22 protein-coding genes are annotated in these 23,171 nt (G+C 57.2%); 16 read left to right on the top strand and 6 right to left on the bottom strand.

The annotated features are described in order from the left end of the window. Positions 1–204: 204 nt before the first annotated feature. The 4 genes from AWB74_RS28865 to AWB74_RS28850 all read right to left on the bottom strand — a co-directional run bounded on the left by AWB74_RS28865 (position 205) and on the right by AWB74_RS28850 (position 3,935). Positions 205–921, bottom strand: coding sequence for an ABC transporter ATP-binding protein (locus tag AWB74_RS28865; protein ID WP_061150064.1), 717 nt, complete (start codon positions 919–921; stop codon positions 205–207). Continuing rightward, positions 921–1,697 carry an ABC transporter ATP-binding protein gene (locus AWB74_RS28860; protein ID WP_061150063.1) on the bottom strand — a complete coding sequence of 259 codons (777 nt, stop codon included), beginning with the start codon at positions 1,695–1,697 and terminating at the stop codon, positions 921–923. Before AWB74_RS28860 ends, AWB74_RS28865 begins: the two co-directional genes overlap by 1 nt. A 22-nt stretch (positions 1,698–1,719) precedes the next feature. Further along, positions 1,720–2,889 (bottom strand): ABC transporter permease subunit, encoded by a 1,170-nt coding sequence (locus AWB74_RS28855; RefSeq protein WP_061150062.1) that lies wholly within the window; start codon positions 2,887–2,889, stop codon positions 1,720–1,722. 95 nt (positions 2,890–2,984) lie between these two features. After that, positions 2,985–3,935, bottom strand: a complete 951-nt coding sequence (locus tag AWB74_RS28850; RefSeq protein WP_061150061.1) for a branched-chain amino acid ABC transporter permease — start codon at positions 3,933–3,935, stop codon at positions 2,985–2,987. A 1,038-nt stretch (positions 3,936–4,973) separates the two neighbouring features. On the opposite strand from AWB74_RS28850, the gene AWB74_RS28845 reads away from it, so the two are divergent. The 13 genes from AWB74_RS28845 (at position 4,974) to AWB74_RS46975 (ending at position 18,949) form a co-directional block, all read left to right on the top strand. Next, entirely contained in the window at positions 4,974–6,101 is a 1,128-nt protein-coding gene (locus AWB74_RS28845) for a mandelate racemase/muconate lactonizing enzyme family protein (protein WP_061150060.1), read from the top strand. A 49-nt stretch (positions 6,102–6,150) separates the two neighbouring features. Then, entirely contained in the window at positions 6,151–6,474 is a 324-nt protein-coding gene (locus AWB74_RS28840; protein ID WP_061150059.1) for a hypothetical protein, read from the top strand. A gap of 152 nt (positions 6,475–6,626) precedes the next feature. Continuing rightward, positions 6,627–7,883 (top strand): sarcosine oxidase subunit beta family protein, encoded by a 1,257-nt coding sequence (locus AWB74_RS28835; RefSeq protein WP_061150058.1) that lies wholly within the window; start codon positions 6,627–6,629, stop codon positions 7,881–7,883. A 12-nt stretch (positions 7,884–7,895) separates the two neighbouring features. Next, positions 7,896–8,189, top strand: a complete 294-nt coding sequence (locus AWB74_RS28830; RefSeq protein ID WP_061150057.1) for a sarcosine oxidase subunit delta — start codon at positions 7,896–7,898, stop codon at positions 8,187–8,189. Next, positions 8,186–11,134, top strand: coding sequence for a 2Fe-2S iron-sulfur cluster-binding protein (locus AWB74_RS28825; protein ID WP_061150056.1), 2,949 nt, complete (start codon positions 8,186–8,188; stop codon positions 11,132–11,134). The genes AWB74_RS28830 and AWB74_RS28825 overlap by 4 nt, the downstream gene beginning before the upstream one ends. Further along, positions 11,131–11,736: a sarcosine oxidase subunit gamma gene (locus tag AWB74_RS28820; protein ID WP_061150055.1), complete on the top strand. Its 606-nt coding sequence runs from the start codon at positions 11,131–11,133 to the stop codon at positions 11,734–11,736. The genes AWB74_RS28825 and AWB74_RS28820 overlap by 4 nt, the downstream gene beginning before the upstream one ends. A 171-nt stretch (positions 11,737–11,907) precedes the next feature. Further along, positions 11,908–13,200, top strand: a complete 1,293-nt coding sequence (gene glyA, locus AWB74_RS28815; protein ID WP_407642477.1) for a serine hydroxymethyltransferase — start codon at positions 11,908–11,910, stop codon at positions 13,198–13,200. Positions 13,201–13,284: 84 nt separating this feature from the next. Further along, on the top strand, positions 13,285–14,211 hold the full coding sequence (gene purU, locus AWB74_RS28810; protein WP_087039242.1) for a formyltetrahydrofolate deformylase: 927 nt from the start codon (positions 13,285–13,287) through the stop codon (positions 14,209–14,211). Between the two features lie 38 nt (positions 14,212–14,249). Then, the gene (locus tag AWB74_RS28805; protein WP_087039253.1) at positions 14,250–14,669 is read left to right on the top strand and encodes a dihydroneopterin aldolase; all 420 of its coding nucleotides are present in this window, start codon (positions 14,250–14,252) and stop codon (positions 14,667–14,669) included. A gap of 97 nt (positions 14,670–14,766) precedes the next feature. Next, positions 14,767–16,119, top strand: coding sequence for an L-serine ammonia-lyase (locus tag AWB74_RS28800; RefSeq protein WP_061150052.1), 1,353 nt, complete (start codon positions 14,767–14,769; stop codon positions 16,117–16,119). Positions 16,120–16,181: 62 nt separating this feature from the next. Beyond that, positions 16,182–17,384 carry a glycine C-acetyltransferase gene (locus AWB74_RS28795; protein WP_061150051.1) on the top strand — a complete coding sequence of 401 codons (1,203 nt, stop codon included), beginning with the start codon at positions 16,182–16,184 and terminating at the stop codon, positions 17,382–17,384. Positions 17,385–17,478: 94 nt separating this feature from the next. Further along, on the top strand, positions 17,479–18,510 hold the full coding sequence (gene tdh, locus AWB74_RS28790) for an L-threonine 3-dehydrogenase (protein ID WP_061150050.1): 1,032 nt from the start codon (positions 17,479–17,481) through the stop codon (positions 18,508–18,510). A 136-nt stretch (positions 18,511–18,646) separates the two neighbouring features. Continuing rightward, positions 18,647–18,949 carry an L-serine ammonia-lyase, iron-sulfur-dependent, subunit alpha gene (locus AWB74_RS46975; RefSeq protein ID WP_268811210.1) on the top strand — a complete coding sequence of 101 codons (303 nt, stop codon included), beginning with the start codon at positions 18,647–18,649 and terminating at the stop codon, positions 18,947–18,949. Positions 18,950–19,672: 723 nt separating this feature from the next. Here AWB74_RS46975 and AWB74_RS28780 read toward each other — a convergent pair. Continuing rightward, positions 19,673–20,272: an RES family NAD+ phosphorylase gene (locus tag AWB74_RS28780; protein ID WP_061150048.1), complete on the bottom strand. Its 600-nt coding sequence runs from the start codon at positions 20,270–20,272 to the stop codon at positions 19,673–19,675. Then, positions 20,269–20,892, bottom strand: a complete 624-nt coding sequence (locus AWB74_RS28775; protein ID WP_235024709.1) for an integrase — start codon at positions 20,890–20,892, stop codon at positions 20,269–20,271. Before AWB74_RS28775 ends, AWB74_RS28780 begins: the two co-directional genes overlap by 4 nt. Before the next feature lie 422 nt (positions 20,893–21,314). Between AWB74_RS28775 and AWB74_RS48675 the strand changes: the two genes are divergently transcribed. The 3 genes from AWB74_RS48675 to AWB74_RS28760 all read left to right on the top strand — a co-directional run bounded on the left by AWB74_RS48675 (position 21,315) and on the right by AWB74_RS28760 (position 22,789). Further along, positions 21,315–21,599, top strand: a complete 285-nt coding sequence (locus AWB74_RS48675; protein ID WP_061150046.1) for a ProQ/FINO family protein — start codon at positions 21,315–21,317, stop codon at positions 21,597–21,599. Positions 21,600–21,866: 267 nt separating this feature from the next. Beyond that, positions 21,867–22,271 carry an MbcA/ParS/Xre antitoxin family protein gene (locus AWB74_RS28765; RefSeq protein WP_061150109.1) on the top strand — a complete coding sequence of 135 codons (405 nt, stop codon included), beginning with the start codon at positions 21,867–21,869 and terminating at the stop codon, positions 22,269–22,271. Next, positions 22,268–22,789: an RES family NAD+ phosphorylase gene (locus AWB74_RS28760; protein ID WP_061150045.1), complete on the top strand. Its 522-nt coding sequence runs from the start codon at positions 22,268–22,270 to the stop codon at positions 22,787–22,789. Before AWB74_RS28765 ends, AWB74_RS28760 begins: the two co-directional genes overlap by 4 nt. The last annotated feature ends 382 nt before the right edge of the window (positions 22,790–23,171 follow it).

Genomic DNA, 23,171 nt, shown 5'->3' with positions numbered 1-23,171 from the left:
TTGGATTGTCCGTTTTGTTCAATACTAGCTCACATTTGGCCCGAAGACATCCCTCATCGCGCCTTGAGAGCGGCGCACGACGCTGGTTCTTTACAGACCTTCTTCGCTGGTGCCCCGTCAGCGGTGACATAACCATGTCGAGCCAGCATACGAGAGCCCGACTTATGTCAGCCTACGGAAATTGGCCGTTATGAAGCCAACGAGTCATTCACCCAGATATGCCGCTTTGACTTTTGGATCATCGAGCATTTGCTTCGCGTCGCCAGACATGGTCACCGCGCCTGAATCCATCACATAGCCCCGGTCAGCAGCCTGCAAGGCAAGTCGAGCATTCTGTTCGACGAGCATCACCGTGATCCCTTCCTTCGAGATCTCCCGGACTACTTCGAAAATCTTCTCGACCATGATCGGCGACAGTCCCATTGACGGCTCATCAAGCAGCAGCAGCTTCGGCTTTGAGATAACTGCACGTGCCATCGCCAGCATCTGTTGTTCACCGCCCGACAGCGTACCGGCCAGCTGCGTCGCGCGTTCCTTCAAGCGCGGGAAGAAACCGAACATCCTCTCGACGTCATTCTTAACGCCGTCAATATCGCTCCGCAGATACGCACCCATCTGCATGTTCTCGACGATCGACATACGTGCGAAGATGCCACGTCCTTCAGGCACCATCGCGAGACCGCGCCTCAGAAGCTCATGCGGGGGCACGCCTTTGATCGACTGACCCATGTACTCGATGTCGCCTGCCGAGTAAGGCTTCAGACCCGTGATCGCCTTCATCGTCGTGGTCTTGCCAGCGCCGTTCGCGCCGATCAGTGTGACCAGTTCGCCATGTGCAATCTCGAGGTCAACGCCTTTCACCGCCTGAATGCCGCCGTAGTTGACCTGAAGGCCCTTGATTTTTAACATTGCCGTAGCCATCAGTGGACCCCCGCACCCAGATAAGCCTCGATCACTTTCGGGTCCTTTTGCACGTCCTGCGGCAGACCTTCGGCGATCACCTTGCCATAGTCGAGCACTGTCATCCGGTTGCACAGGCCCATCACCAGTTTCACGTCGTGCTCGATCAGCAGAATGGTCTTGCCGTCCGCGCGGATCTTATCGAGCAGCCTCGTCAGTTCGACCTTTTCCGTTGCGTTCATGCCGGCTGCCGGTTCGTCGAGCGCGAGCAGCTTCGGGTCGGTCGCCAATGCGCGGGCAATTTCCAAACGGCGCTGATGGCCATACGACAGGTTGCGCGACGTGTAATCCGCATACTGTAAGACGCCGACGTATTCAAGCAGTTCGAGCGCGCGCTCCTTAATCTCGCGTTCTTCGCGACGCTCGGCGGGTGTCTGGAACACCGCGCCCAATAAGCCATGCTTTGTACGAACGTGACGGCCGACCATCACGTTCTCCAGCGCGGTCATGCCGCCGAACAGTCGAATGTTCTGGAACGTCCGCGCGATGCCAGCTTTCGCTACTTGATAGACGGCTGTCGGCGTGTAGTTCGTGCCATCGAGCTTGAACTCGCCTGAGTCTGGGGTGTACAGGCCGGTGATCACGTTAAAGAATGTGGTCTTGCCTGCGCCGTTCGGCCCGATCAGACCGTAAATCGTTCCTTCTTCGATCTTAAGGCCAACATCCGACAATGCTTGAAGACCGCCGAAGCGTTTGTTCACGCTCTGCACGGACAGACGAATTTTCTTGTCGCTCACGTGTATTCTCCAATCCGGGTCGTTAGGCACGCACCGGCTTTTTGCCGCTACGTTTCGCGATCTTCGCGATTTTGTCTTCGTGCTTTGGAGAAGGCCACAGACCTTCCGAGCGGTACAGCATGATCAGCACCATAGCGAGCGCGTACACCAGTTGTCGGATCACTTCCGTATCGACGACTTCATGACCGAAGATCATGTGCTGCAGCGGACCCATCGTCGAGCGCAGGAATTCGGGCAACACGGCGAGCAGTACCGCGCCGAGAATGACACCCGGGATGTGACCCATGCCGCCCAGCACCACACAGGCCAGTAAGACGATCGATTCAGGCAGCGTGAATGATTCCGGGGACACGAAGCCCTGGAACGCGCCGAACATCGCGCCGGACAGGCCGCCGAACGACGCGCCCATCGCGAAGGCCAGCAGCTTAATGTCGCGTGTGTTGATGCCCATTGCCTTTGCGGCGATTTCGTCCTCGCGGATGGCGGCCCATGCGCGGCCGATACGCGAATGCTGCAGACGCGTACAGACCCAGATCACGAACAAAGCGCACAGCACGAACAAGTAGTAATACAGATACACCGAAGGGAACTTGAAGCCCAGAAACTCGTGCGTCTGAGCGAGGCTGAACTCCCCGACATGAACGGGAGCGATGCCCGTGATGCCCTTAGGGCCGTTAGTGATGTTGACCGGACGATCAAGATTGTTCATGAAAATCCGGACGATTTCCCCAAAGCCAAGGGTCACGATCGCGAGATAGTCGCCGCGCAAACGAAGCGTCGGTGCGCCGAGTAGCACGCCGAAGGTCGCCGCGAGCGCCATCGCGATCGGCACGATGATGAAAAACGGGAAATGAAGCCCGGTCGGCGCGAGCGCCGCGATCCATTCGAACTGCGACGACAGGTGCGGCGACGACAGCAAGGCTGCCGTGTACGCGCCTACCGCGTAGAACGCGATGTAGCCCAGGTCGAGCAGGCCGGCGAAGCCGACCACCACGTTTAGACCTAGTGAGAGCATCACATACAGCATCGCGAAGTCCAGCACGCGAACCCAGTAGTTACCGCCCGTAGCGCCGATGACTATGGGTGCGACGATCACAAACACGGCGGTGATGATGCCCACTGTGAGTGTCTTCTTCAGACTCCGTTCAGGGATGAGCGTTGTGGACGGCTCAATTCGCGGGACCGAGGTCATGGCATGTCTCCAATATCTATGCGATTCATTTCATCTTTGGACGAGCCGCGCAGCATGCATGCTCCGCAAGCTTGCCAGTTGTCAACAGCGCCACTTCAGGCGCGATCCGCAACACGTTCGCCCAGCAAACCCGATGGACGGAACACCAGTACGATGATCAGCACGATGAATGCGAAAACGTCCTGATAGTTACTGCCGAACACGCCACCCGTGAGGCTGCCGATGTACCCAGCGCCCAACTGCTCGATTAGACCGAGAACGACGCCACCAACCATCGCGCCGCCAAGATTGCCGATCCCACCGAGTACCGCCGCGGTGAACGCCTTCAGGCCAGGGATGAAGCCCATGTAGAAGTGTGCGTTACCGTATTCCGACGCGATCATCACACCCGCCAGCGCAGCGAGTGCCGAGCCGATCATGAACGTCGCCGAGATCACGAAGTTCGGGTTCACGCCCATCAGCGACGCGACGCCCGGGTTCTCAGCGATCGCGCGCATCGCGCGGCCGAGCTTCGTCTTGTGCACGAGCAGCAGTAGGCCTGCCATCACGAGGAATGCGACCACGATGATCACGATCTCGGTCATCGAAATGACGGCGCCCGGCGTCGTGTCGGTGGCCTTAATCACGTTTAGCGGATCGGTCGGCAGCAACTGCGGAAACGGCAGCGGGTTACGCGACCAGATCATCATCGCAAGGGTCTGCAGCAGGATCGACACGCCGATTGCCGTAATCAGCGGTGCGAGTCGCGGCGCCTTACGCAATGGACGATACGCGAGCCGCTCGATCGTATAGCCGACGGCGGCACAGACAACCGCCGCGATGGCCAGCGCGATACAGAGCGTCGGCACGTTGCCCAGCCCTGGAAAATGGTTCTGCAACACCCCAATGGCCGACAGTGCGACCATCGCGCCCACCATCAGCACGTCGCCGTGCGCAAAGTTGATGATGCCCAGGATGCCGTACACCATCGTGTAGCCCAGTGCGATGATGGCGTAGACGCTGCCAAGCACCAGTCCGTTGAGGATCTGCTGGATGAAGATGTCCATATCGTTCCGAAAAATGAGTGATCAACAGAAACACCGTCCAACCGCGGCGCTCGTGACGGAGCGACGAGCCGTCTATTCGATGTATGGGACGCGAGCTTAGGCGACAGCAAAGCATGCGACGGCCGGAACCGGCTCGACGAAAATCAACAAGTTTCCCCCGGATTGTCTGCGAGCCCGTCGCACGTTTGACGTTCTTGTAAAACGTCAAAACCCTCGCGCCAAGGGAGAACCGGTCGCGGGCGCCAGGGTAGGACTCGCAGCCTTGAAGCGATCGTGCGCATACCTCGCAAGTGAAGATGCGAAATCAATTCACAGCAGAAACTCGTCTTCCAGACAAACCGCAATCTGCAGCAGTTGTTAGCTGTATGGTGAGAGCGATACTACCGGGCCTGAATTGAGCCAGTATTGAAGGTAGCAGACCAATTGTTGAAGATTTTGGTTGCTACGTGTTTTCACTGAGGTCAAACAAGCAGCGCCACTTGGCCTCTGAATAGGACACCGATTGCAGGACATGCGCGGCTGCCGCGTGGCAACTGGTCGCTCGCGGCAGTATCCCAAGGGCGGGTGGGGGTGCTGCTCATCGCACGCAGAGGACATAGTTCTGGACGCCGAAACGCAGATGTCGCCCGGGCCCTTCAACCGTGCGCATGAGTGGAAAGCGCACAATACTATGGAAAGCGCACAATACTGCAAAACCCTTTCAGCACCTAACGCGGAGACGGCAATCGCATCGCACATAGGGAAAACACTCTATGTCGGAAAACTACAATGGGTCGTCCGTTCCGTTCAATACGTCCGTGCGGTCGATTGGTTAGCATTCGTCCTAGAACTTGCCGCAAAGAAGTTTCGCGGTTGGGGTTACGGGATGTCTTTCCCCGCGCGCCGTTGGTCCTGTACGTGGAGATTTCCTGTGAGAACGCGTTCAACGCGTCGCGCGTGTGGCCACAGGACCGCATGTCGTGCACAGCTAACAGCTAAGACAGATATGTCGCTTGGAAACTACCCTCAACTGCTCGCGCCCCGCTGAGCGGAGAAAGCATGAAAATCGTTGACATCAAGACCACGCCGTTGCTCATTCCATACACCCGCCCTTACTATTGGGCGCACGGTGTCATCCGCGGTGCGAGCGTCATCCTTGTCGAAGTACATACCGACGAGGGTATCGTCGGCTACGGAGAATCGATTGCGTCGCCTTCGCCTACGGCGATCGCTGCCTATATTCAAGAGGCGGCGAAACTATGTATTGGACGAAATCCATTTGGAAATGCTCGTCTCATGGCTGAGGCGTATCAACGCCTCTTCCAGGGACTCGGCACCTGCAGTTCACCCCGCTTTTCCGGACAGGTTTTCGCGGGGCTCGAAATGGCTCTGTGGGACGTCATGGGCAAGGCAACCGGTCAACCGGTACATGCTCTTCTCGGTGGCGCCGTGCGAGATGAGATTCGGTACTTCGGCTTTGCACAAGGCGAATCCACGCAGGAGGTCGTAAAGGACGCAGTTAGCCTGGTCGACAAGGGTTTTGACGTCATTTACTTCAAGGTAGGTCTGGGCGACGCACTAGACCTGGAAACGGCACGGGCCGTTCGCAACGCGGTTGGGCCTAATATCCGCATGCGCGTCGATCCCAATGAGCATTGGACGCCCATCCGCTTGTCGAAAATGGCGCGCGAACTCCTGCCTCTTGGCGTGGAGGTCATCGAGCAGCCGACTCACTGCGAAAGCGTTTCTGTCCTTGCGCAAGTGCAACGAACCAGCCCGATCCCGATCTCCGCGGACCAGTCGGTGTTCACACCCTTCGACGCTTTCGACGTTTGCCGGCAGCAGGCTGCGGACATGATTGTTGTCGGACTTCATGAGACTGGCGGGTTGACCCGAATGTCGAAGATCGCCCATATCGCCGAGGCCGCAGGAATCAACGTCTGCATTCACGGCCTTTACGAGACAGGAATCACAACCGCAGCCTCTAATCAGATTGCTGCAACCATTCCGAACCTGGATGACGCAAATCAGCATATGACCCGGTTCCTGGAATGGGACATCGTCGCTTCGCCAGATCTGACTCCGAACAATGGGAGTTTGCCTGTCCTCAAAGCGCCAGGTCTCGGTTTTGAAATCGACTGGGACGCTGTAGAACGCAGTAAGCAAGCAATCTCGCAAGCGAGTTAGCGAGAAAGAGACGTGCTTTAACTAGCTTAAGGAACCCGCAGGAAGAGTCATGAATATTGACGATAAGGAATCCGAATCTTCGTACAGGTCTTTGGAAAGATTGTTTCCGGAGTCGATGATGGTTCATACCATGCATGTGCTCTGCCTTGCGCAATTTCTCGTTCTTTCGCGCATGCTTTCGTGTCTTGCGGGGTATGACCATACGTTGAAGTCACTTCAGGGTACACGGGACGGCGAAATGCTCCATCAACGCATTGTGTTGATCGGCATCAGTGAGCGCGAGGCAAAGAGTATCAAATTGCGACTGTCTCAGTGCGAAGGGGTTGTACGGGTGCAAATTGAACACCTCATCCGTCGAGTACAAGCGGATTAACGTTGATCTAGCGGACGCGTGTGGCCGAGCACGCGCAATCTCGGCGTGAGGAGATGGCAGCGGTGGAGTGGTAGAGGGCCCCGACTGACGTTCTCAAATTCTTGGTTTGTAAAGGCTTGCCTTTACGTGTAGTTCATTGCGGGGAAAGCCAAATGGGCTGGAAAAATTACTCTCTCTTAAGCTTGGTGTCCGGAGCGCTGACAGGCCATAAGCACTGGCAAGCAGCATGGCGCTCTCCTGCTCCGAAACGCCATTACGACGTGGTGATCATCGGCGGCGGGGGCCACGGGTTGGCCACTGCATACTACCTTGCCAAGGAGCATGGCGTCACCAATGTCGCGGTCATCGAAAAGGGCTGGATCGGGGGCGGAAACACCGGGCGTAATACCACCAACGTTCGCTCGGATTATATGTTCCCTGAAAGTGCGGCGTTGTACGACCTCGCCTTGAGGCTGTACGAGGGCATGTCCAAAGACGTTAACTTCAACATCATGCTGTCTCAGCGAGGATGGGTCACGCTCATTCATAACCATCATCAGATGGAATCCGCATACCACAAGGCAAATTGGCTCCGTTGCAATAACGTAGACGGGGAAATTATCGATCGCGAGACCGTTCAACAAATGATGCCGCATCTGAACTTGGATGCTAACCCACGCCACCCGGTCTTGGGGGCGTTCTTGCAGCGGCGCGGCGGGACCATTCGGCACGACGCTGTAGCGTGGGGATACGCGCGAGCCGCAGACCGCCTGGGTGTCGACATCATCCAGAATTGTGAAGTGAAAGAGTTCGTTAAGTCAGGCGACAAAATCACCGAGATCATTACAACGCAAGGAAAAATCTCGTGTGAGCGCGTCGGTATGGCAGTCGCGGGACATTCGAGCGTCATCGCACAACAAGCGGGATTTTCCCTTCCGGTTACCAGCCGGCCACTACAGGCAATGGTTTCTGAACCAGTTAAGCCATTGCTTGACCATGTGGTCATCTCGCCCGGGACTGGCGTGTATATCAATCAGACCCAGAAGGGCGAGCTGGTGATGGGCGGCGTCTTGGATCTATACCACTCGTATGCCCAGCGAGGTAACTTCCCGACGATCGAGAAGGTGGTTACCTCTGCCGTCGAAATGTTTCCTATCGTTGGCCAGTTGCGGCTGATGCGACATTGGGCTGGGATCGTGGATATTGTTCCAGACAGCTCGCCGATTCTCGGGCCTACACCCGTCGACAACATGTTCATCAACTGTGGTTGGGGTACTGGGGGCTTCAAGGCGATTCCCGCTGGCGGCATGCTCCTCGCCCATTCGCTCGGCACGGGGCGCACTCATCCCCTTGCGGAGAAATTCGGCTTGGACCGCTTCCGCAGCAACCGCCTCATCGATGAAGGCGCTGCTGCAGGTATTGCACATTGACGGCAGGAAATCATGATCATTATTCGATGTCCTCACTGCGGTGAGATCCGTTCGGAAGAAGAGTTGGTGTATGGGGGCGAAGCAGATGTTATGCGCCCGCCCAATCCCGACGCCGTAACCGACGAGCAATGGACCGACTATCTATTCATGCGCAACAACCCTAAGGGGTTGCTGGTCGAGCAATGGTGCTGCGCCGCCGGATGTGGTCAGTGGTTCAAAGTCGAACGCGACACTGTTAGCCACCGAGTGGGTGCCGCGTACGGCTTTGAATACGTAATGAGCAATGTCGAGGAGCCTGCACGATGAGCCAGACCGTTCAAAGTCACCGTCTGATCGATGGCGGAGTCATCGATCGTTCCCGCACGGTGAGCTTTACCTTCAATGGCGTACGCATGAAGGGGCATCCGGGTGACACGCTCGCCTCGGCATTGATTGCTAATGGCGTGAGCTTGGTCGCCCGCAGTTTCAAATACCATCGTCCCCGAGGCCTCTATGGCGCCGGGCTCGAAGATCCCAACTCGATGTTGGCTGTCCGCGACGGCTACGCTTATTACCCAGCTCTGCGCGCAGGTCAGATTCGCTTGGTCGAAGGACTGCGCGCCAACTCTGTGAGCGGCTGGCCGTCGACCAATTTTGACTTCGGCGCCGTGGCCCAGCTTGCGTCCAAATTCCTCGTTGCCGGCTTCTATTACAAGACCTTCAAGTGGCCTGATTGGAAGCTCTTTGAGCCAGGTATCCGCCGAACGACTGGTTTCGGCCTGCCCGAGGCGACGGCGGATCGTAATTTTGTCCAACACCGCCATGCTTGTTGCGACGTCTTGGTAATCGGCGGCGGCCCGGTGGGACTTGCCGCAGCTAGTGCGCTGCTTAACGCAGGTCTTAACGTGTTCGTGGTTGACGATCAACCGGTGTTGGGCGGATCCTGCCTCTGGGAAACGGCAAAGATTGACGGTCAATCGGCGCGTGCGTGGAGTGCGACGATTGTGCGAGACATGAACGCACGCGCAGGGTTTACAGTGCTTCCCGCCACGACTGTGACCGGAGCGTATGAGAACAACGTCTTCACGCTCACCCAATCAATCGGTGATGACCGGGGCGTGCGAGGCGAGTGTCACTGGAAGGTTAGTGCGCAGCACGTCATTATGGCCACGGGAATGGTCGATCGGCCTATGCTTTTTCATGGCAACGATCGTCCTGGAATCATGCTGTCGTCAGCGGTACGTCGCCTCATTGGAGAGTTCGCGGCAGCTCCGGCGAAGGAACTCGCGGTGTACACCAACAATGACAGCGCATACCTGACAGCCCTTGAAGCGCAGCGTGCCGGCATCAAGGTTGCTGCCATTATTGACACGCGCAAGCAGGCCCAAGCCGTGCATGCCAAGGACGCCTTGGCACAGGCGATTCCCTGTTTCTTCGAGAGTCAGATTGAGAAGACGTCAGGGTACAAACGACTGTCCAGCGTCACCATTCGCGACGTCGGAAGGAAGAGCCGCACCCTTCGTTGCGATGGGCTCGCTGTTTCAGGCGGATGGACACCGTTGATCCACCTCGCAGCCCATCGTGGCGTCAAACCAGTGTACGACTACGAAAACGGAACCTTCGTATGCCGTGATGCGCCGCCAAACTGGTTTATCGTCGGCGGAGCAAACGGCACCGTCGATCTCGATCATTCGATAGACGAAGCGGTCAAGGCTTCGGCAGCCATCGCAGCAGAGCGGAAGGTAAGCGTACGGGCGAGCGTCCCGGGTGTCGTTTCACGTACTTTCGGCTCAGTCACTGCCGTGTTCAAGCCAAGTTGCGGCTCGGCAAGCAAGATGTGGGTCGATTTGCAGAACGACGTTAAGGTGTCGGATGTTGAACTCGCCGCACGTGAAAATTACGTTTCGGTAGAACACCTCAAACGCTACACGACCCTCGGCATGGGAACAGACCAAGGCCGCACCTCCAACGTGAATGGTCTTGCCGTCATGGCCGCCATGACTAGCCGGGAGATTGGCGCCGTTGGGACGACGACCTTCCGACCGCCTTATACCGCGGTTCGCATGAGCACGATTGCCAATGCGCGCACCGGCGATCGATATCAGCCCCGCCGCTACCTGCCGGCAGATGCTGTTCATCGCGAACTCCGCGGACTCATGGAAGACTTCGGTTGGGAGCGGGCGGACTGGTATGGCGTCAACGGCAATGATCGCGAAAATGCAGTTGCTGCCGAGATGTCGGCCGTCCGCAACCATGTCGGTGTCTTCGACGGTTCGTCGCTTGGCAAGATCGAAGTCACCGGACCCGACGCGGGGGAGTTTCTGGCGAAGTTCTACGTCTCGAATATTGCGACGTTAAAGCCAGGACGCATTCGCTATTCGGTCATGTTGCGAGAAGACGGCGTTATCTTCGATGACGGAGTCGTGACCTGCATCGGAGAAAACCACTTTCTGGCGGGTCCGTCCTCTGGCAATGCTGAAGCAGTCGCCGCGTGGTTCGAGCGCTGGCGTCAGACCGAATGGCCGAACATGCGCGTCGCAATTTCGCCAGTCACATCCAACTGGGCCTCCATTGCAATCGCGGGCCCACAGGCGCGAGAACTGTTACGTAAGCTGGAACCGGATTTCGACATCTCGCACGAAGCATTTCCGCATATGGACTTCCGCGAAGGCAAGCTTTGCGGTGTTGCCGCACGCGTGGCGCGAATCAGCTACACCGGAGAACTACAGTATGAGATCTCGGTTCAGGCGCGCTTCGCAGCGGCTCTGATGCGCGTGATCCTTGATCAGGGGAAGCAATTGGGGGTGCGTCCGATCGGTATGGAAGCTTGGTTGCGCCTCCGCCTCGAAAAGGGGTACTTGCACCTTGGCTCAGACACCAATGGGCGCACAACGCCTCTTGATGTCGGTATGGCTTCGATTGTTTCGAAGCGAAAAGGTGACTTCATCGGTAAGCGCTCACTCATCCTTCCGTTCGCGACTAGCCACGAGCGCGAGCAATTGGTTGGTCTGACTGCAGTCGACGGCAAGCTTCGCGTCGGTGGCCGGGTGATGGCAAACGGTCACGAATCTGTCCCTTGTCCGACGGTTGGGTACGTGACTTCCGCCTGTGAAAGTCCATCAGTCGGAAAATCAGTTGGCCTCGCCCTAATCGAGCAGGGCTACCAGCGCGACGGTGAAACGGTGTCCGTGTACTGCAACGGCGAAATCGTTCGCTGCAAGATTTGCAGCCCGACCTTCTATGACCCGAGCAATGAGAGGTTGCAAGCGTGAATCTCAAACCTGATACAGCACTTGGCTTTGCTTTCGGCGGGGCGGCGGCCGTTCACGGCTTCGACCCTGAATTTGTCACGCTGACCGAGCGCTCCGATATTGGATGCGTTCTCGTCAATTGCGCCTTCGACGTAAAGGATGTCGCCTCGTCGGTTGGCAGCGCGCTTGGTTTGGCGCTTCCGTCAGACGCGGTCGTTGCGACAGGAAAGGGAAACATCTTCGCGCTTTGGCTGACGCCACGCTCGTGGCTGATCCACTGCCCGGTTGCCGAAGAGTTCGCGATCATCACGCGAATTAACGCTACCTTCCCCGATAAGCGCGTACACGCTTCGGCCTTCACCGATTATCTGACGTGGCTTGAAATCGCTGGAAAAGACGCTCACAAGATACTAACGTCTGGAGGCTTTGTGTCGCTCGAAATCGACGGTCTGCAAATCGGGCAAGCGAAGCGCACGATCCTCGCGAGCGTTCCGGTGGTGGTGGTTCGAAACGCAAAGGACCGTTGGACGCTGGGGGTCGAGCGCAGCCGGACGGCCTATTTTGTCGACTTTCTCAGGCAATCAGCGAAGCAAGAGCGGGGAGTGTCGCTGCAAGCAAGCTGAAATTTGCCCTCCGGCGTGCGCAGGAGGGCGCTTCTCTGAAAGCTCTTCGGGCGATTCCGTAGCAGACGCGGAGGAATCAACCGCCTAACGCGGGCGGAAGAGCCACCTCCATAAGAACCTGACATCTACTGTGCTCACACATTTCTGAAGGAAATTGCTATGTCGAACAACCTGGAACAATTACAGGCACTCGTTGCGGAGTCGATCGCCGCAGATGAAGATGTGTTCGCGTCCATCGCGCGGGAACTTGGGCGTCAGCAGGACCAGATTGAACTCATCGCATCTGAAAACATCGTCTCGACAGCCGTACTTGCGGCTCAGGGCTCCGTGCTCACGAACAAGTATGCCGAGGGCTACCCGGGGCGTCGGTATTACGGTGGCTGCGAATACGTTGACGTTGCCGAAGACATCGCCATCCACCGCGCCAAGAAGCTCTTTGGATGCGAATATGCAAATGTCCAACCGCATTCCGGTGCGCAAGCAAACGCTGCAGTGATGTTTGCACTGCTTCAGCCGGGCGACACCATCCTCGGTATGTCGCTGGCCGCTGGTGGCCACCTCACACACGGTGCCCCGCCGACCCTTTCTGGGAAGTGGCTTAAAGCCATCGGCTACGGCGTGCGACAGGAAGATGCATTGATCGACTACGACGAGGTCGAAAGACTCGCAAACGAGCACCGTCCGAAGGTGATTATTGCTGGTGGCTCCAGCTATCCCCGAATCATCGACTTCGCCCGCTTCCGGGCAATCGCGGATGCAGTCGGCGCATATCTGATGGTCGACGCGGCTCACTACGCTGGGCTCATTGTCGCGGGCGTCTATCCGTCCCCGTTCCCGCACGCCCACATTGTAACTTCGACTACTCACAAGACTCTTCGCGGGCCACGTGGCGGCCTGATTCTCACCAATGACGAAGCGCTCGCGAAAAAGATCAATTCGGCCGTTTTCCCCGGCTTGCAGGGTGGACCGCTGATGCACGTGATCGCGGCCAAGGCCGTCGCGTTCGGCGAAGCACTGTCCCCCGCGTTTCGCGACTACGCGGCGTCGGTTGTTGAGAACGCCAAGGCTTTGGCCGCGCGTCTAGCCAACCACGGGGCGACGATCGTCTCTGGTGGCACTGACAGCCACATTGTCCTGGTCGATCTTCGTCCACTAGGTGTGACGGGCAAGGACGCCGAAATTGCGCTTGAACACGCCGGACTGACATGCAACAAGAACGGCATTCCCTTCGACCCCGAGCGCCCGGCCATCACCTCAGGCGTGCGACTTGGCACCGCAGCTGGCACGACTCGTGGCTTCGGCGTTACAGAGTTTGAACAAATCGGCGACTGGATCGTTGAGGTGCTCAAGTCTGTCTCGGCCAAGAGCGCAAGCGGTGAAGCTCAGGCGGTTGCTTCGAAAGTTCGAGGCGAAGTCAAGCAGCTGTGCGACCAATTCCCGCTTTACGTTCGCCATCAACAGTAATGCAAAGCGGCGCATGGCGCCGCGAGAGCGCATCAGTTCGGTATATGCACCGTTAAAAAATGCACGAATTTTGGAGGTAGGAACATGTCAGTCGTAGATGTCGGTTTGACGGTGCACGCGCCGGCTTCCAGCGAGATCCAAACTGCAGCGGCAGGATCAGATCGCTTCGTGCTGACGGTGACCAGCCGCGGTGCGCTTGGTCTTGTAGGCGCTATCGGTGGCTTTTTGGCCGAGCGCTATTGCGACATCACGGAGATGTCGCAATATGACGATCTCGATGCAGACCGTTACTTCTCACGTGTCGTGTTCCGAGCGCGCGGTGAACAACCGCAGACTCTCCAGAGTCTTCGCGAGGCGTTCGAACGTATCGCTCGAAAGTTCGAGATGCAATGCAGCATTCAGACTCAGGCATACCGTCCACGCGTTCTGATCATGGTGTCGAAAGCCGATCATTGCCTTGAGGATCTCCTCTATCGCGTGAGGACTGGAGACCTTCGAATGGACGTGAGTGCAATCGTCTCGAACCATGACGCTCTTCGACCAGCAGCAGAACGACATGGCATCCCATTTTATGTTTTGCCGGTCACTCCCGAAACGAAGGCGGCGAAAGAAGCCGAGTTGCTTAAGATTGTCGAGGAAACAGCGAGCGAGCTAGTCGTGCTTGCGAGATATATGCAGGTTCTCTCGAATGATCTCTGCGAAAAGCTGGCAGGGAGGGCTATCAACATCCATCATTCGCTGCTACCAAGCTTCAAGGGGGCGATGCCTTACCGTCAGGCGCACGACCGGGGGGTGAAATACATCGGCGCCACCGCACATTACGTTACGCCTGATCTGGACGAAGGCCCGATCATTGAGCAGGCAGTCGAGCGAGTCGATCACGTTTATTCGGCGAACGAGCTTGCAGCAGTTGGCAGAGACCTGGAATGCCTTGCATTGGCGAAAGCCGTCCGCTACCACATCGAGCGAAAGGTTTTCCTCAGTGGAACTCGAACCATCGTGTTCCGGTAATGAGGCGTGAGATGAGGTCGTCAAATCTCGATTACGTGATGATGGATCAGTCCGGCGTCACCGGGGGCTTTCCGGATGCCGTGTGCAAGATTTTTGTAACGGGACTGCGTGTCAACGTTCGCGTCGGTGTGTTTCCGCATGAGGAACTTGGACCGCAACCTCTCGTTATCGACGCCGAGTTGAGGTACATCAATGCGTTACCGACAACCGACGACTACATCGATTACGACGCCTATTGCACAGCGCTCGTCGAGTTCTTGACTGCCAAGGGGCACACAAAGCTGCTCGAGACGCTGGCGGTGGATATAGCGGTGTGGTCCTTCCGGAAGTTCGAGGTGCTTGAGGCCATCCACCTAAGTATCCACAAGCCGAAGCTCAGAAAGGATGTCGATAGGCTCGGGATCACGTTTGCATGGACCCGTTCGTTCTTCAGCAAGGTGGCAACTGGCGCCGTTTGATCACCGACGATCCAAACAGCAGCTAAACGAGAAGGCAGTACGGCGCGCAAGAGCAGTCACCAGTTCGTTTCTCTAATGCAGTTTTCCTGAGCCTTCCATGATCAGCGCATTCGATTTGTTTAAAGTGGGAATCGGTCCTTCGTCGTCTCACACGGTAGGACCCATGGTGGCGGCTAAGCGGTTTCGCGATGGCCTCGATTCTCGAACGTCGCGTATTTCGGCTGAGCTGTTTGGATCGCTCGCCTGGACCGGACATGGTCATGGTACCGACGCAGCGATCTGCCTCGGTCTTTTAGGCGAAGACCCGACGCACGTTGATCCCGATGCAGTGCTCGATCTTGTCGCATCGCTGGAGCGAACGAAACAGCTTTCGCTTCCAAGCGGCGGATTAGCTTCGTTCGACCCAAAGTCCGACTTGGTATTTGATTTCGATACGCTTTTGCCAGGGCACACGAATGGCATGCGCTTTCGTGCGTTTGATGACGATAATGCCATACTCGTCGAGACAGTGGCCTATTCCATTGGTGGAGGATTTGTCACCATCGAAGGGGAGCAACCATCGACAGTTTCGCAGACCCCGGCTCCTTATCCGTTTCATAGCGGCGCCCAGATCCTGGAGACATGTAAGCGCACCGGACTCACGATCGCGGAATTGCAGCGAGAGAACGAACTGGGCCTGCGTACGATGAAAGAGATCGATGCAGGTTTGGACGTTATCCGTGACGCAATGTTTTCCTGTATCGACCGTGGACTTCGACGTGAGGGGCGGCTACCAGGGAATCTGAATGTCCAGCGCAGAGCGAAATCGCTCTTCGCGAAGGTTCAGGACAGTCACGCGGCCGGGCGCGCGTTGCCGCACGAGGTGATGGACTCCGTGTCTGCGTTCGCGATAGCGGTCAACGAAGAAAATGCCGCTGGTGGCCGCGTTGTGACGGCTCCCACGAACGGCGCAGCGGGCATTGTTCCCGCAGTCCTCAGGTATTACCGCGACTTCTGCCCGAACTATTCGGAGAGTGGGGCGCGAACTTTTCTCCTCACGGCTACGGCGATCGGCGGATTAATCAAAACGAACGCTTCTATCTCCGGAGCTGAAGTCGGGTGCCAGGGCGAGGTGGGTTCGGCCGCAGCGATGGCTGCAGCGGCCCTCGCTGCTGTGCTGGGCGCCACTCCGGAACAGATCGAAAACGCAGCCGAGATAGCCCTGGAGCATCACTTGGGGATGACGTGCGACCCGGTGGGCGGGTTAGTCCAAATACCGTGCATTGAGCGCAACGCGTTCGGCGCAAACAAGGCAATCGTCGCGGCCTCACTTGCGTTGAGAGGGGATGGGATACACCGGGTGTCTTTTGACGAGGCTATCGAGACGATGAGGCAGACGGGTTTGGATATGCTCTCCAAGTACAAGGAGACATCGCAAGGGGGGCTCGCCGTTAACGTCGCAAACTGCTGAAGACGATCCAACGTTATTCAATCTCGCGGTCAACGACTGCGGCTTAATGAGAAGGTCACCCAATGAAAGATCAATTCCTCGCCACTTTGCGGTCGACGCTCGACGAACTGCGTGCGGCTGGCTACTACAAGACAGAGCGCGTCATTGCCAGTCCCCAATCGTCTTGCATCCAACTTGAGAGCGGTCGAGCCGTTGTCAACTTTTGCGCAAACAACTATCTCGGATTGGCAAACGACCCTCGTTTGGTAGACGCCGCGAAGGCCGGGTTGGACGCGGACGGATTCGGCATGGCCTCTGTCCGCTTTATCTGCGGAACGCAGACCGTCCACAAGGCACTCGAACGGGACCTCGCAGAGTTTTTGGGCACCGATGACGCCATCCTTTATTCGAGCTGCTTCGACGCTAACGGCGGACTGTTCGAGACACTGCTGGGCGAGCAAGACGCGATTATTAGCGATGAGCTGAACCATGCAAGCATCATCGACGGCGTGCGTCTTTGCAAGGCCAAGCGATTCCGCTACAAGAACAATGACCTCACGGACCTTGAAGCCAGACTGAAAGAAGCGGACGCTGCAGGGGCTCGCTTCAAACTCATCGCAACCGACGGTGTGTTCTCAATGGACGGCATCATCGCCGATCTGGCGGGAATCTGTGATCTCGCCGACCGTTACAACGCTTTAGTTATGGTTGACGATTCCCATGCAGTGGGATTCATCGGTGAAAACGGGTGCGGAACGCCTGAGCATTGCGGTGTACTGGACCGCGTCGACATCATCACGGGGACCCTCGGCAAAGCGCTGGGCGGATCTTCAGGTGGCTATGTCGCGGCACATCAGGAAATTGTCGATTTGTTGCGGCAACGGAGTCGTCCTTACCTCTTCTCAAACACGCTGGCTCCGAGCATCGCTGCGGCATCCCTAAAGGTCCTTGAATTGCTCGCAAGCTCAGAAGGAGCGGAACTGCGTCGTCGCGTACGGGAAAATGGTGCGCGTTTCAGGGCGGCAATGAGCGCATTGGGCTTCGAGTTGGTCCCCGGAGAGCATCCCATCATTCCCGTCATGCTGGGTGATGCGGAAGTCGCTTCGAAGATGGCAGACGCTCTTTTGCAAGAAGGAGTCTACGTAATCGGCTTCTCCTATCCGGTCGTGCCCAAGGGGCGCGCTCGCATCCGTACGCAAATGAGCGCGGCGCACACCCCAGAACAGATAGATAGTGCAGTTGCAGCATTCGCGAAGGTTGGGCGCGCACTTGGTCTGATCGGCTGACTGAAGTTCCGCTTCGTTCCGCCGAGGCCAGTAGGCCGCGGATACATTCCAAAATCGCTCAGTCGAGACAAGTCTACTGTCAGGATTAACCAAAATGAAAGCTCTAGCTAAACTGGAACGCGCGCCCGGTCTCACATTGACCCAAGTGAAGGCGCCAGAGGTTGGCCCAAACGATGTCTTGATCCGAATAACCAAAACGGCCATTTGCGGGACAGACATTCATATCTGGAAGTGGGACGATTGGGCGCAGAAGACGATCCCCATCCCGATGCATGTCGGTCACGAGTATGTTGGCCGTATCGTGGAGATGGGCCAGGAAGTCCGAGGCTTTTCGATCGGCGATCGCGTGTCGGGGGAGGGGCACATCACATGTGGCTTCTGCCGAAACTGCCGCGCTGGACGACGGCATCTTTGCCGCAACACGGTGGGCGTCGGCGTGAACCGCGAAGGCGCCTTCGCAGAATTCCTTGTTATTCCGGCCTTCAACGCCTTCAAGATCCCCGACGACATTTCTGATGACCTTGCCGCGATCTTCGATCCGTTCGGCAACGCAACCCACACGGCACTTTCGTTTAACCTTGTCGGTGAAGACGTCCTCATCACGGGCGCTGGTCCGATCGGTGTCATGGCAGTCGCGATAGCCAAGCATGTTGGAGCACGCAACGTAGTCGTTACGGATGTCAACGAGTACCGGCTCGACTTGGCCCGAACGATGGGTGCAACCCGCGCGATCAATGTTGCAAAGGAAAGCTTGCAAGACGTCATGCGCGATTTGGGGATGACGGAAGGATTCGATGTGGGCTTGGAGATGTCGGGGGTGCCCAGCGCATTCACCTCGATGCTCGAGGCCATGAACCACGGCGGAAAGATTGCGCTTCTTGGGATCCCACCTGCACAAACCGCGATCGACTGGAATCAAGTTATCTTCAAGGGCTTGGAGATCAAAGGCATCTATGGTCGGGAGATGTTCGAGACATGGTACAAGATGGTCGCTATGCTCCAGAGTGGACTCGATCTGTCGCCGATTCTTACGCATACGTTCCCAGTTCAAGACTATCAACAAGCGTTTGACACCATGCTCTCAGGCAACAGCGGTAAAGTTGTATTGGATTGGACCACCGCTTAAGACCCGGCCAACTCCGTAGCAACACGACGGAACTACATAGGCGTAGGCCGCTCATTTCGCTATTGCATTCTCGGCGGAACAACCCTGCCGAAGCGGAAGTCCTTACAATGGACGGTGATTATGCGCACGGCCTTCATTGCGTGAGCAACCGGCACCGACTGCGGGCAGTGTGGGCACCGTCTGCGGGTCATTGCGTGCACTTCGCAAACTTGGGGCATCGGACGAGCAAATGAGCGATCCTTGGATGGTCATTGCGCTTACTGGCGCTGTCTTCGCGGTATGGGGCTCATATGCCGCGAAGACCAGCGGATGCTCCGTCGAGACGAGCATCTCGGCAGCCATGGCCGGTGCCTACCTCACTTATTTCTTAGGCGGCAACCGCAAGCAGATTGTTGGTGGTGCTTCGATCTGCCGGATGAACACCCTTGGGCTCATGTGATCCAGTAGCGGGGAGGTCGGGATTTCCTGCCATGCGAGAGACATCGCCGGAGTGGCGCATGCGTGGAACGCGACGACGGTAGGGCTAAGTGGTTCAATGCAGTGATCTCCTTTGACGAGCTGGTGAGAAAACAGTAGCGATCGGTGAGAAGATGCATCCCGACCTGAGCTGCACGGCCCGCGGTGGACGCGCCGCACCCGAAGACAGCTGTACGACTGCTCCATAGGCGCGTTGTATAGAGTGCCTTTGCCCAGAGGGTCGCCCTCAGATCGGTTAGCGATCCTTAACATGCAGTCATGCGGCACTCCGGCTATTAGCGGCAGAAATCGCCTACGTGGGAGCGGCACGCTACTACGTTGAGTCTTCCCGCCTGACCGAGCTCCGGAGCGGTTCGTGCGCTCGTCGGCAGGGCAATGACATGCTGATGAAGTGAGGCTTGACCTGCACGCTTCGTCACGCGTTTCCGAATCTGCAGACATGGGCAGGCATCGAACAAACTTCAAGACGATGCGTCGGCGACAACTACGAGCGCGTGGTCGTTGCACTCGGTCAAGGGACGTTCGACGCACCGAAGGCCGATCGACCGAAGCGGGTAGCGTTTTGCCGACCGCCGTCAAGCCCGTGGTCGACCGTCGATGAACCGGCATCCGCGATAGGGCGCTTTTTTGGTGGAGATCTCCCAAGCATGGCAATACGCAAGGAAACCCACGATCGCAAGCGGCTTCAGACTTTGGCCACCCCAATGCGATACTGATTTACGAAAGCGGGCCAGTCGACATGTTGCGCCAGCGGGAGATCATCGACTACCACGACTTTCGCTCGTGCCCGGTGGAAGAGAGCGATGCATGTCGCGGGAAAATTATTCCGGGAGGGATAGAGGAGGCCGTCGAAGGCTGGGATGCCGCTGTTGTCGAGCGCTTCGTAAATCTGCCGAGAGATACGCTGAGTGTGGATGTAACGTCGGCTCGCTAGTTGGCCGAGATTGAGGCCGAACTCCCGCGCCATAACGCCTGGCGCTGTCATGTCAGCCAAGTTCAGTCGCTCGACTACGCCGACAGCACGCACAATGCGTCCACGAATCTCGCTTAGGGTAATGGTCCGCGAACGGCTTCGGTGCCATCGGTGCTGATGAAAGACCGACTCCATCAATACTGTCGGAAGGTCGAAGCCAAGGTACACAACCCCATAGCCACCTATCGGATCGTCGTAACGATTTGTGAAGCCTGTACCGAAATAGAGCGGCGTGGCGGCGTATTTGACTCGGCTGATGTGTTGGAGCAGTTCTCCGGCCGCAATGACGCGGCTTGGAATCGACAAAGTCAAACCGCTTCCTCACCGTGAATACCGACCGCGTTCAGCACAAGCTCGACAAGTCGTTCGAAGTTGCCTGGCGTCACGGCGTCGATAGGTGAGCGACCACCAAGCGCATCATTTCGAGACGACAGCGCACGATAGAGCGTCCATGAGTCAACCGACGCCGCTCGGGTGAGCGCTTCGCGCGTGAATTTGAGCTTCAGCGGATCAAGCTGCCAGTCGGGCAGTCGCTGACCTCGACGACCCACATCTAATGAGAGAAGGCGCCGAGGCTGTGCTGACAGATCTTTATAAATCTGTTGGCGCGACTTGTGTGCGAACCGCGCAAACTCCGTCAGCGGAATGTTCCCAGGTGCATCGTATGCGCGCAACAACGCTGCACGTCCGCGCTGCACATCGGTCGCCGACGGCTGCCAGGGTGACTCCGCCCGAAGCGAGCGTGCTTTCGCTCGCAGGTTCGCGGTGAGTTGGAGGGGCGAGGGTACGGCTCCCGCAAGTTTCTCTCGAATCAACGCGTTCAGCTCGGCGATGAAGGCGTCCTCGTCATCGATGCGTACGGCGCGTTCGAAACGATGAGCGTCTTCTGCGGTGATTTCAGGGAACTCCATGGCGGGCATTGGTTTAGACATGGTTCGGCCTCTCGCGAGACACAATATCAACACATTGAACGCTTTTGTCGCGTTTGTCAACTTTGTCGCCTTTGCTCGGGCTTCACGTCACACGGCGAACGATGCAGTTATTGGGCTTGACGACGGTAGTGAAGGCGACTGGTAAAATGGGGCGACTGATTTCAGGCACGTACGATGGGATTCGAACAGCTCGCTGCGCTCAAAGCGCAACTAAACCGAGGCGAAAACAGCACAAGGGTTGCTTCACGCTCGACGTCATCGCGAGTGGACGTCAAACGAGAAATCAAGCAGCCACCGAAGCCTCCGCGAACGTCCGCTAACGCAGCGGCGCGCGCAGTGACTACGCTGCAACGACATTTTCCCCCCGCCTTTCCGCGCAGTCCCGCCCCGAAGGTGCCTCTCAAGGTTGGATTCTTAAGGACGTGCTTGCCCGAGCGGCGTCGCTCGGACTGAACGAGCGAGACGCTCGTAATGGCGTCAAGCTCTGGTGCCGCGGCCAACGCTACTGGAGCTGTCTCATAGAAGGCAATGTGCGCGTAGACCTCAACGGTGCGAATGCCGGCGTGGTCACCGCGGCCGAAGCCGAGTACGGGACCAGTCAGGAGAAGACTCGGCTCGCGCGCCGACGTGAGCAGATCGCGGAAACGCTCACCGTAAACCGCGTTGACCGGCAGAGCACTCTGCAACGTCACACAAATTTGACATAAATAGTATTATCGCATTTTCTATATGTAGTTGCAGAGTACGGTTTTCTGGAATGCCTTGCATGGTTTCACGTGAAATTTCGTCCAATCGTGCACGTTAGCGCACAATATTTGCACTAGCACCGCCTGTTTATACCGCCCCTATTTTTTGCTCGAATCAAGCCGTAAACATGCAGCGCCGTCAAGCGAGGAGAGACGTCGGTTTTCGTACTCGGTGGTGGCATTGATATTTGTGCTAAAATTGTTCATATTATGTGCTTGGAGCAAGCCATGAATTCGGATACCGGTGCTATTCCCAGTGCAGACGTGAGCTTTGACCGTTTCATGGCCTCATTACGCGATCCCGAAGACCCAGCCCCGATTGTCTCCGCTCGGCGCTTCGGCGAGGCCTTGCATATTGACTTGCAAACCCTTGCCCAGCAAGCACACGTACATCGGAACACGATCAGCCGACAGCCTGCGTCCGAAAGCGTGCAACGATTCCTCCGCGACGCTCTGCGGGTCATTCGTGCCGCGACGGATATCTCAGGCGACGTCACGAAGGCGCTGTTCTGGTATCGCAACGAACCGCTGCCCGTGTTCAACTACAAAACCGCCGAGCAATTGGTGTCCGAAAGTCGGGCGGATGACGTCCTTCGTTACGTTTCGTCGCTCGAGGCGGGCGCGGCAGGATGATCCTCACAGAATTGGCTGGGGTAACGGTCTATCGTATGCACGTTCCCAGGTGGGCTGTTGCGCCGACGAGCGGCGCGGGAGCAGGAACGCATGGCGGTCGCGCGAATCGTGTCGGGCTGAATGCGCTCTACTTGGCCTTCGACCACGACACGGCCATCAAAGAGTATCAGCAGCTGTCGTCCTTGATGCCACCGGGGACGCTGGTCAGCTACAACCTCACGGCCGCTCCGATTGTCGATTTCACCGGAGGGTACGAGAGCGGAAAGTGGTCTCCGTTGTGGGAGGATTTCTATTGCGACTGGCGCCACTGCTGGTTCAATGAACGGATCGAGCCGCCCAGCTGGATCCTTGGCGATGAGGTCGTCTCCAGCGGTGCCAAGGGTATCCTCTTCAAATCACGACTGAAGCCCGACGGTACGAACCTCGTACTGTACACAGAGCGTCTTGACTCGAAGGACCACTTCGACGTCTACGATCCATATAACGCTCTGCCGAGGAACCAGTCTTCTTGGGATTGAGCTCGGAGAGCTCGACGGAGATCAGGAACCGTGCGCCCTTGCCTCCCCAACGGAATCGATATCCTTAAGACATATCGGGTCAAACATGCCCATGTGGCCGACGGTTTAGCAAGATCGATTGTTCGCACGGGTACTATACTTCGCATTACGAATGATCAGTTTCATTATGTATAATTGCTCCACGCGGGTCGGCAGACTCGTCTGACGCGACAACTACTCGCCTCGGCCTGGTCTCATAGAAAAACGGTACGTTTCGAAAGTGCTCAAGAGAACGGGTTGATCACCGTCAGCCGGTCGAAGATGACTTGTCCATGGTGCATGTCTTCGCTGTAGAGAACCTGGCAATCTGCGAGCAACGCGAAAGCAATGATGCATGAATCAT

Source organism: Caballeronia arvi (assembly GCF_001544695.2).
GTDB lineage: Bacteria > Pseudomonadota > Gammaproteobacteria > Burkholderiales > Burkholderiaceae > Caballeronia > Caballeronia arvi.
The sequence above is the reverse complement of the archived record's forward strand: the minus strand, read 5'-3'. Positions and strand labels throughout refer to the sequence as shown.

Excerpts from the sequence above, each read along its gene's own strand:
- AWB74_RS28795 (WP_061150051.1), top strand. The coding sequence starts at position 16,182 with ATGAAAGATCAATTCCTCGCCACTTTGCGGTCGACGCTCGACGAACTG.
- AWB74_RS28825 (WP_061150056.1), top strand. The coding sequence starts at position 8,186 with ATGAGCCAGACCGTTCAAAGTCACCGTCTGATCGATGGCGGAGTCATC.
- AWB74_RS28835 (WP_061150058.1), top strand. The coding sequence starts at position 6,627 with ATGGGCTGGAAAAATTACTCTCTCTTAAGCTTGGTGTCCGGAGCGCTG.
- tdh (WP_061150050.1), top strand. The coding sequence starts at position 17,479 with ATGAAAGCTCTAGCTAAACTGGAACGCGCGCCCGGTCTCACATTGACC.
- purU (WP_087039242.1), top strand. The coding sequence starts at position 13,285 with ATGTCAGTCGTAGATGTCGGTTTGACGGTGCACGCGCCGGCTTCCAGC.
- AWB74_RS28855 (WP_061150062.1), bottom strand. The coding sequence starts at position 2,889 with ATGACCTCGGTCCCGCGAATTGAGCCGTCCACAACGCTCATCCCTGAA.
- AWB74_RS28830 (WP_061150057.1), top strand. The coding sequence starts at position 7,896 with ATGATCATTATTCGATGTCCTCACTGCGGTGAGATCCGTTCGGAAGAA.
- AWB74_RS28805 (WP_087039253.1), top strand. The coding sequence starts at position 14,250 with ATGATGGATCAGTCCGGCGTCACCGGGGGCTTTCCGGATGCCGTGTGC.
- AWB74_RS28850 (WP_061150061.1), bottom strand. The coding sequence starts at position 3,935 with ATGGACATCTTCATCCAGCAGATCCTCAACGGACTGGTGCTTGGCAGC.
- AWB74_RS28760 (WP_061150045.1), top strand. The coding sequence starts at position 22,268 with ATGATCCTCACAGAATTGGCTGGGGTAACGGTCTATCGTATGCACGTT.
- AWB74_RS28865 (WP_061150064.1), bottom strand. The coding sequence starts at position 921 with ATGGCTACGGCAATGTTAAAAATCAAGGGCCTTCAGGTCAACTACGGC.
- AWB74_RS28800 (WP_061150052.1), top strand. The coding sequence starts at position 14,767 with ATGATCAGCGCATTCGATTTGTTTAAAGTGGGAATCGGTCCTTCGTCG.
- AWB74_RS28765 (WP_061150109.1), top strand. The coding sequence starts at position 21,867 with ATGAATTCGGATACCGGTGCTATTCCCAGTGCAGACGTGAGCTTTGAC.
- AWB74_RS28840 (WP_061150059.1), top strand. The coding sequence starts at position 6,151 with ATGAATATTGACGATAAGGAATCCGAATCTTCGTACAGGTCTTTGGAA.
- AWB74_RS28775 (WP_235024709.1), bottom strand. The coding sequence starts at position 20,892 with ATGTCTAAACCAATGCCCGCCATGGAGTTCCCTGAAATCACCGCAGAA.
- AWB74_RS28845 (WP_061150060.1), top strand. The coding sequence starts at position 4,974 with ATGAAAATCGTTGACATCAAGACCACGCCGTTGCTCATTCCATACACC.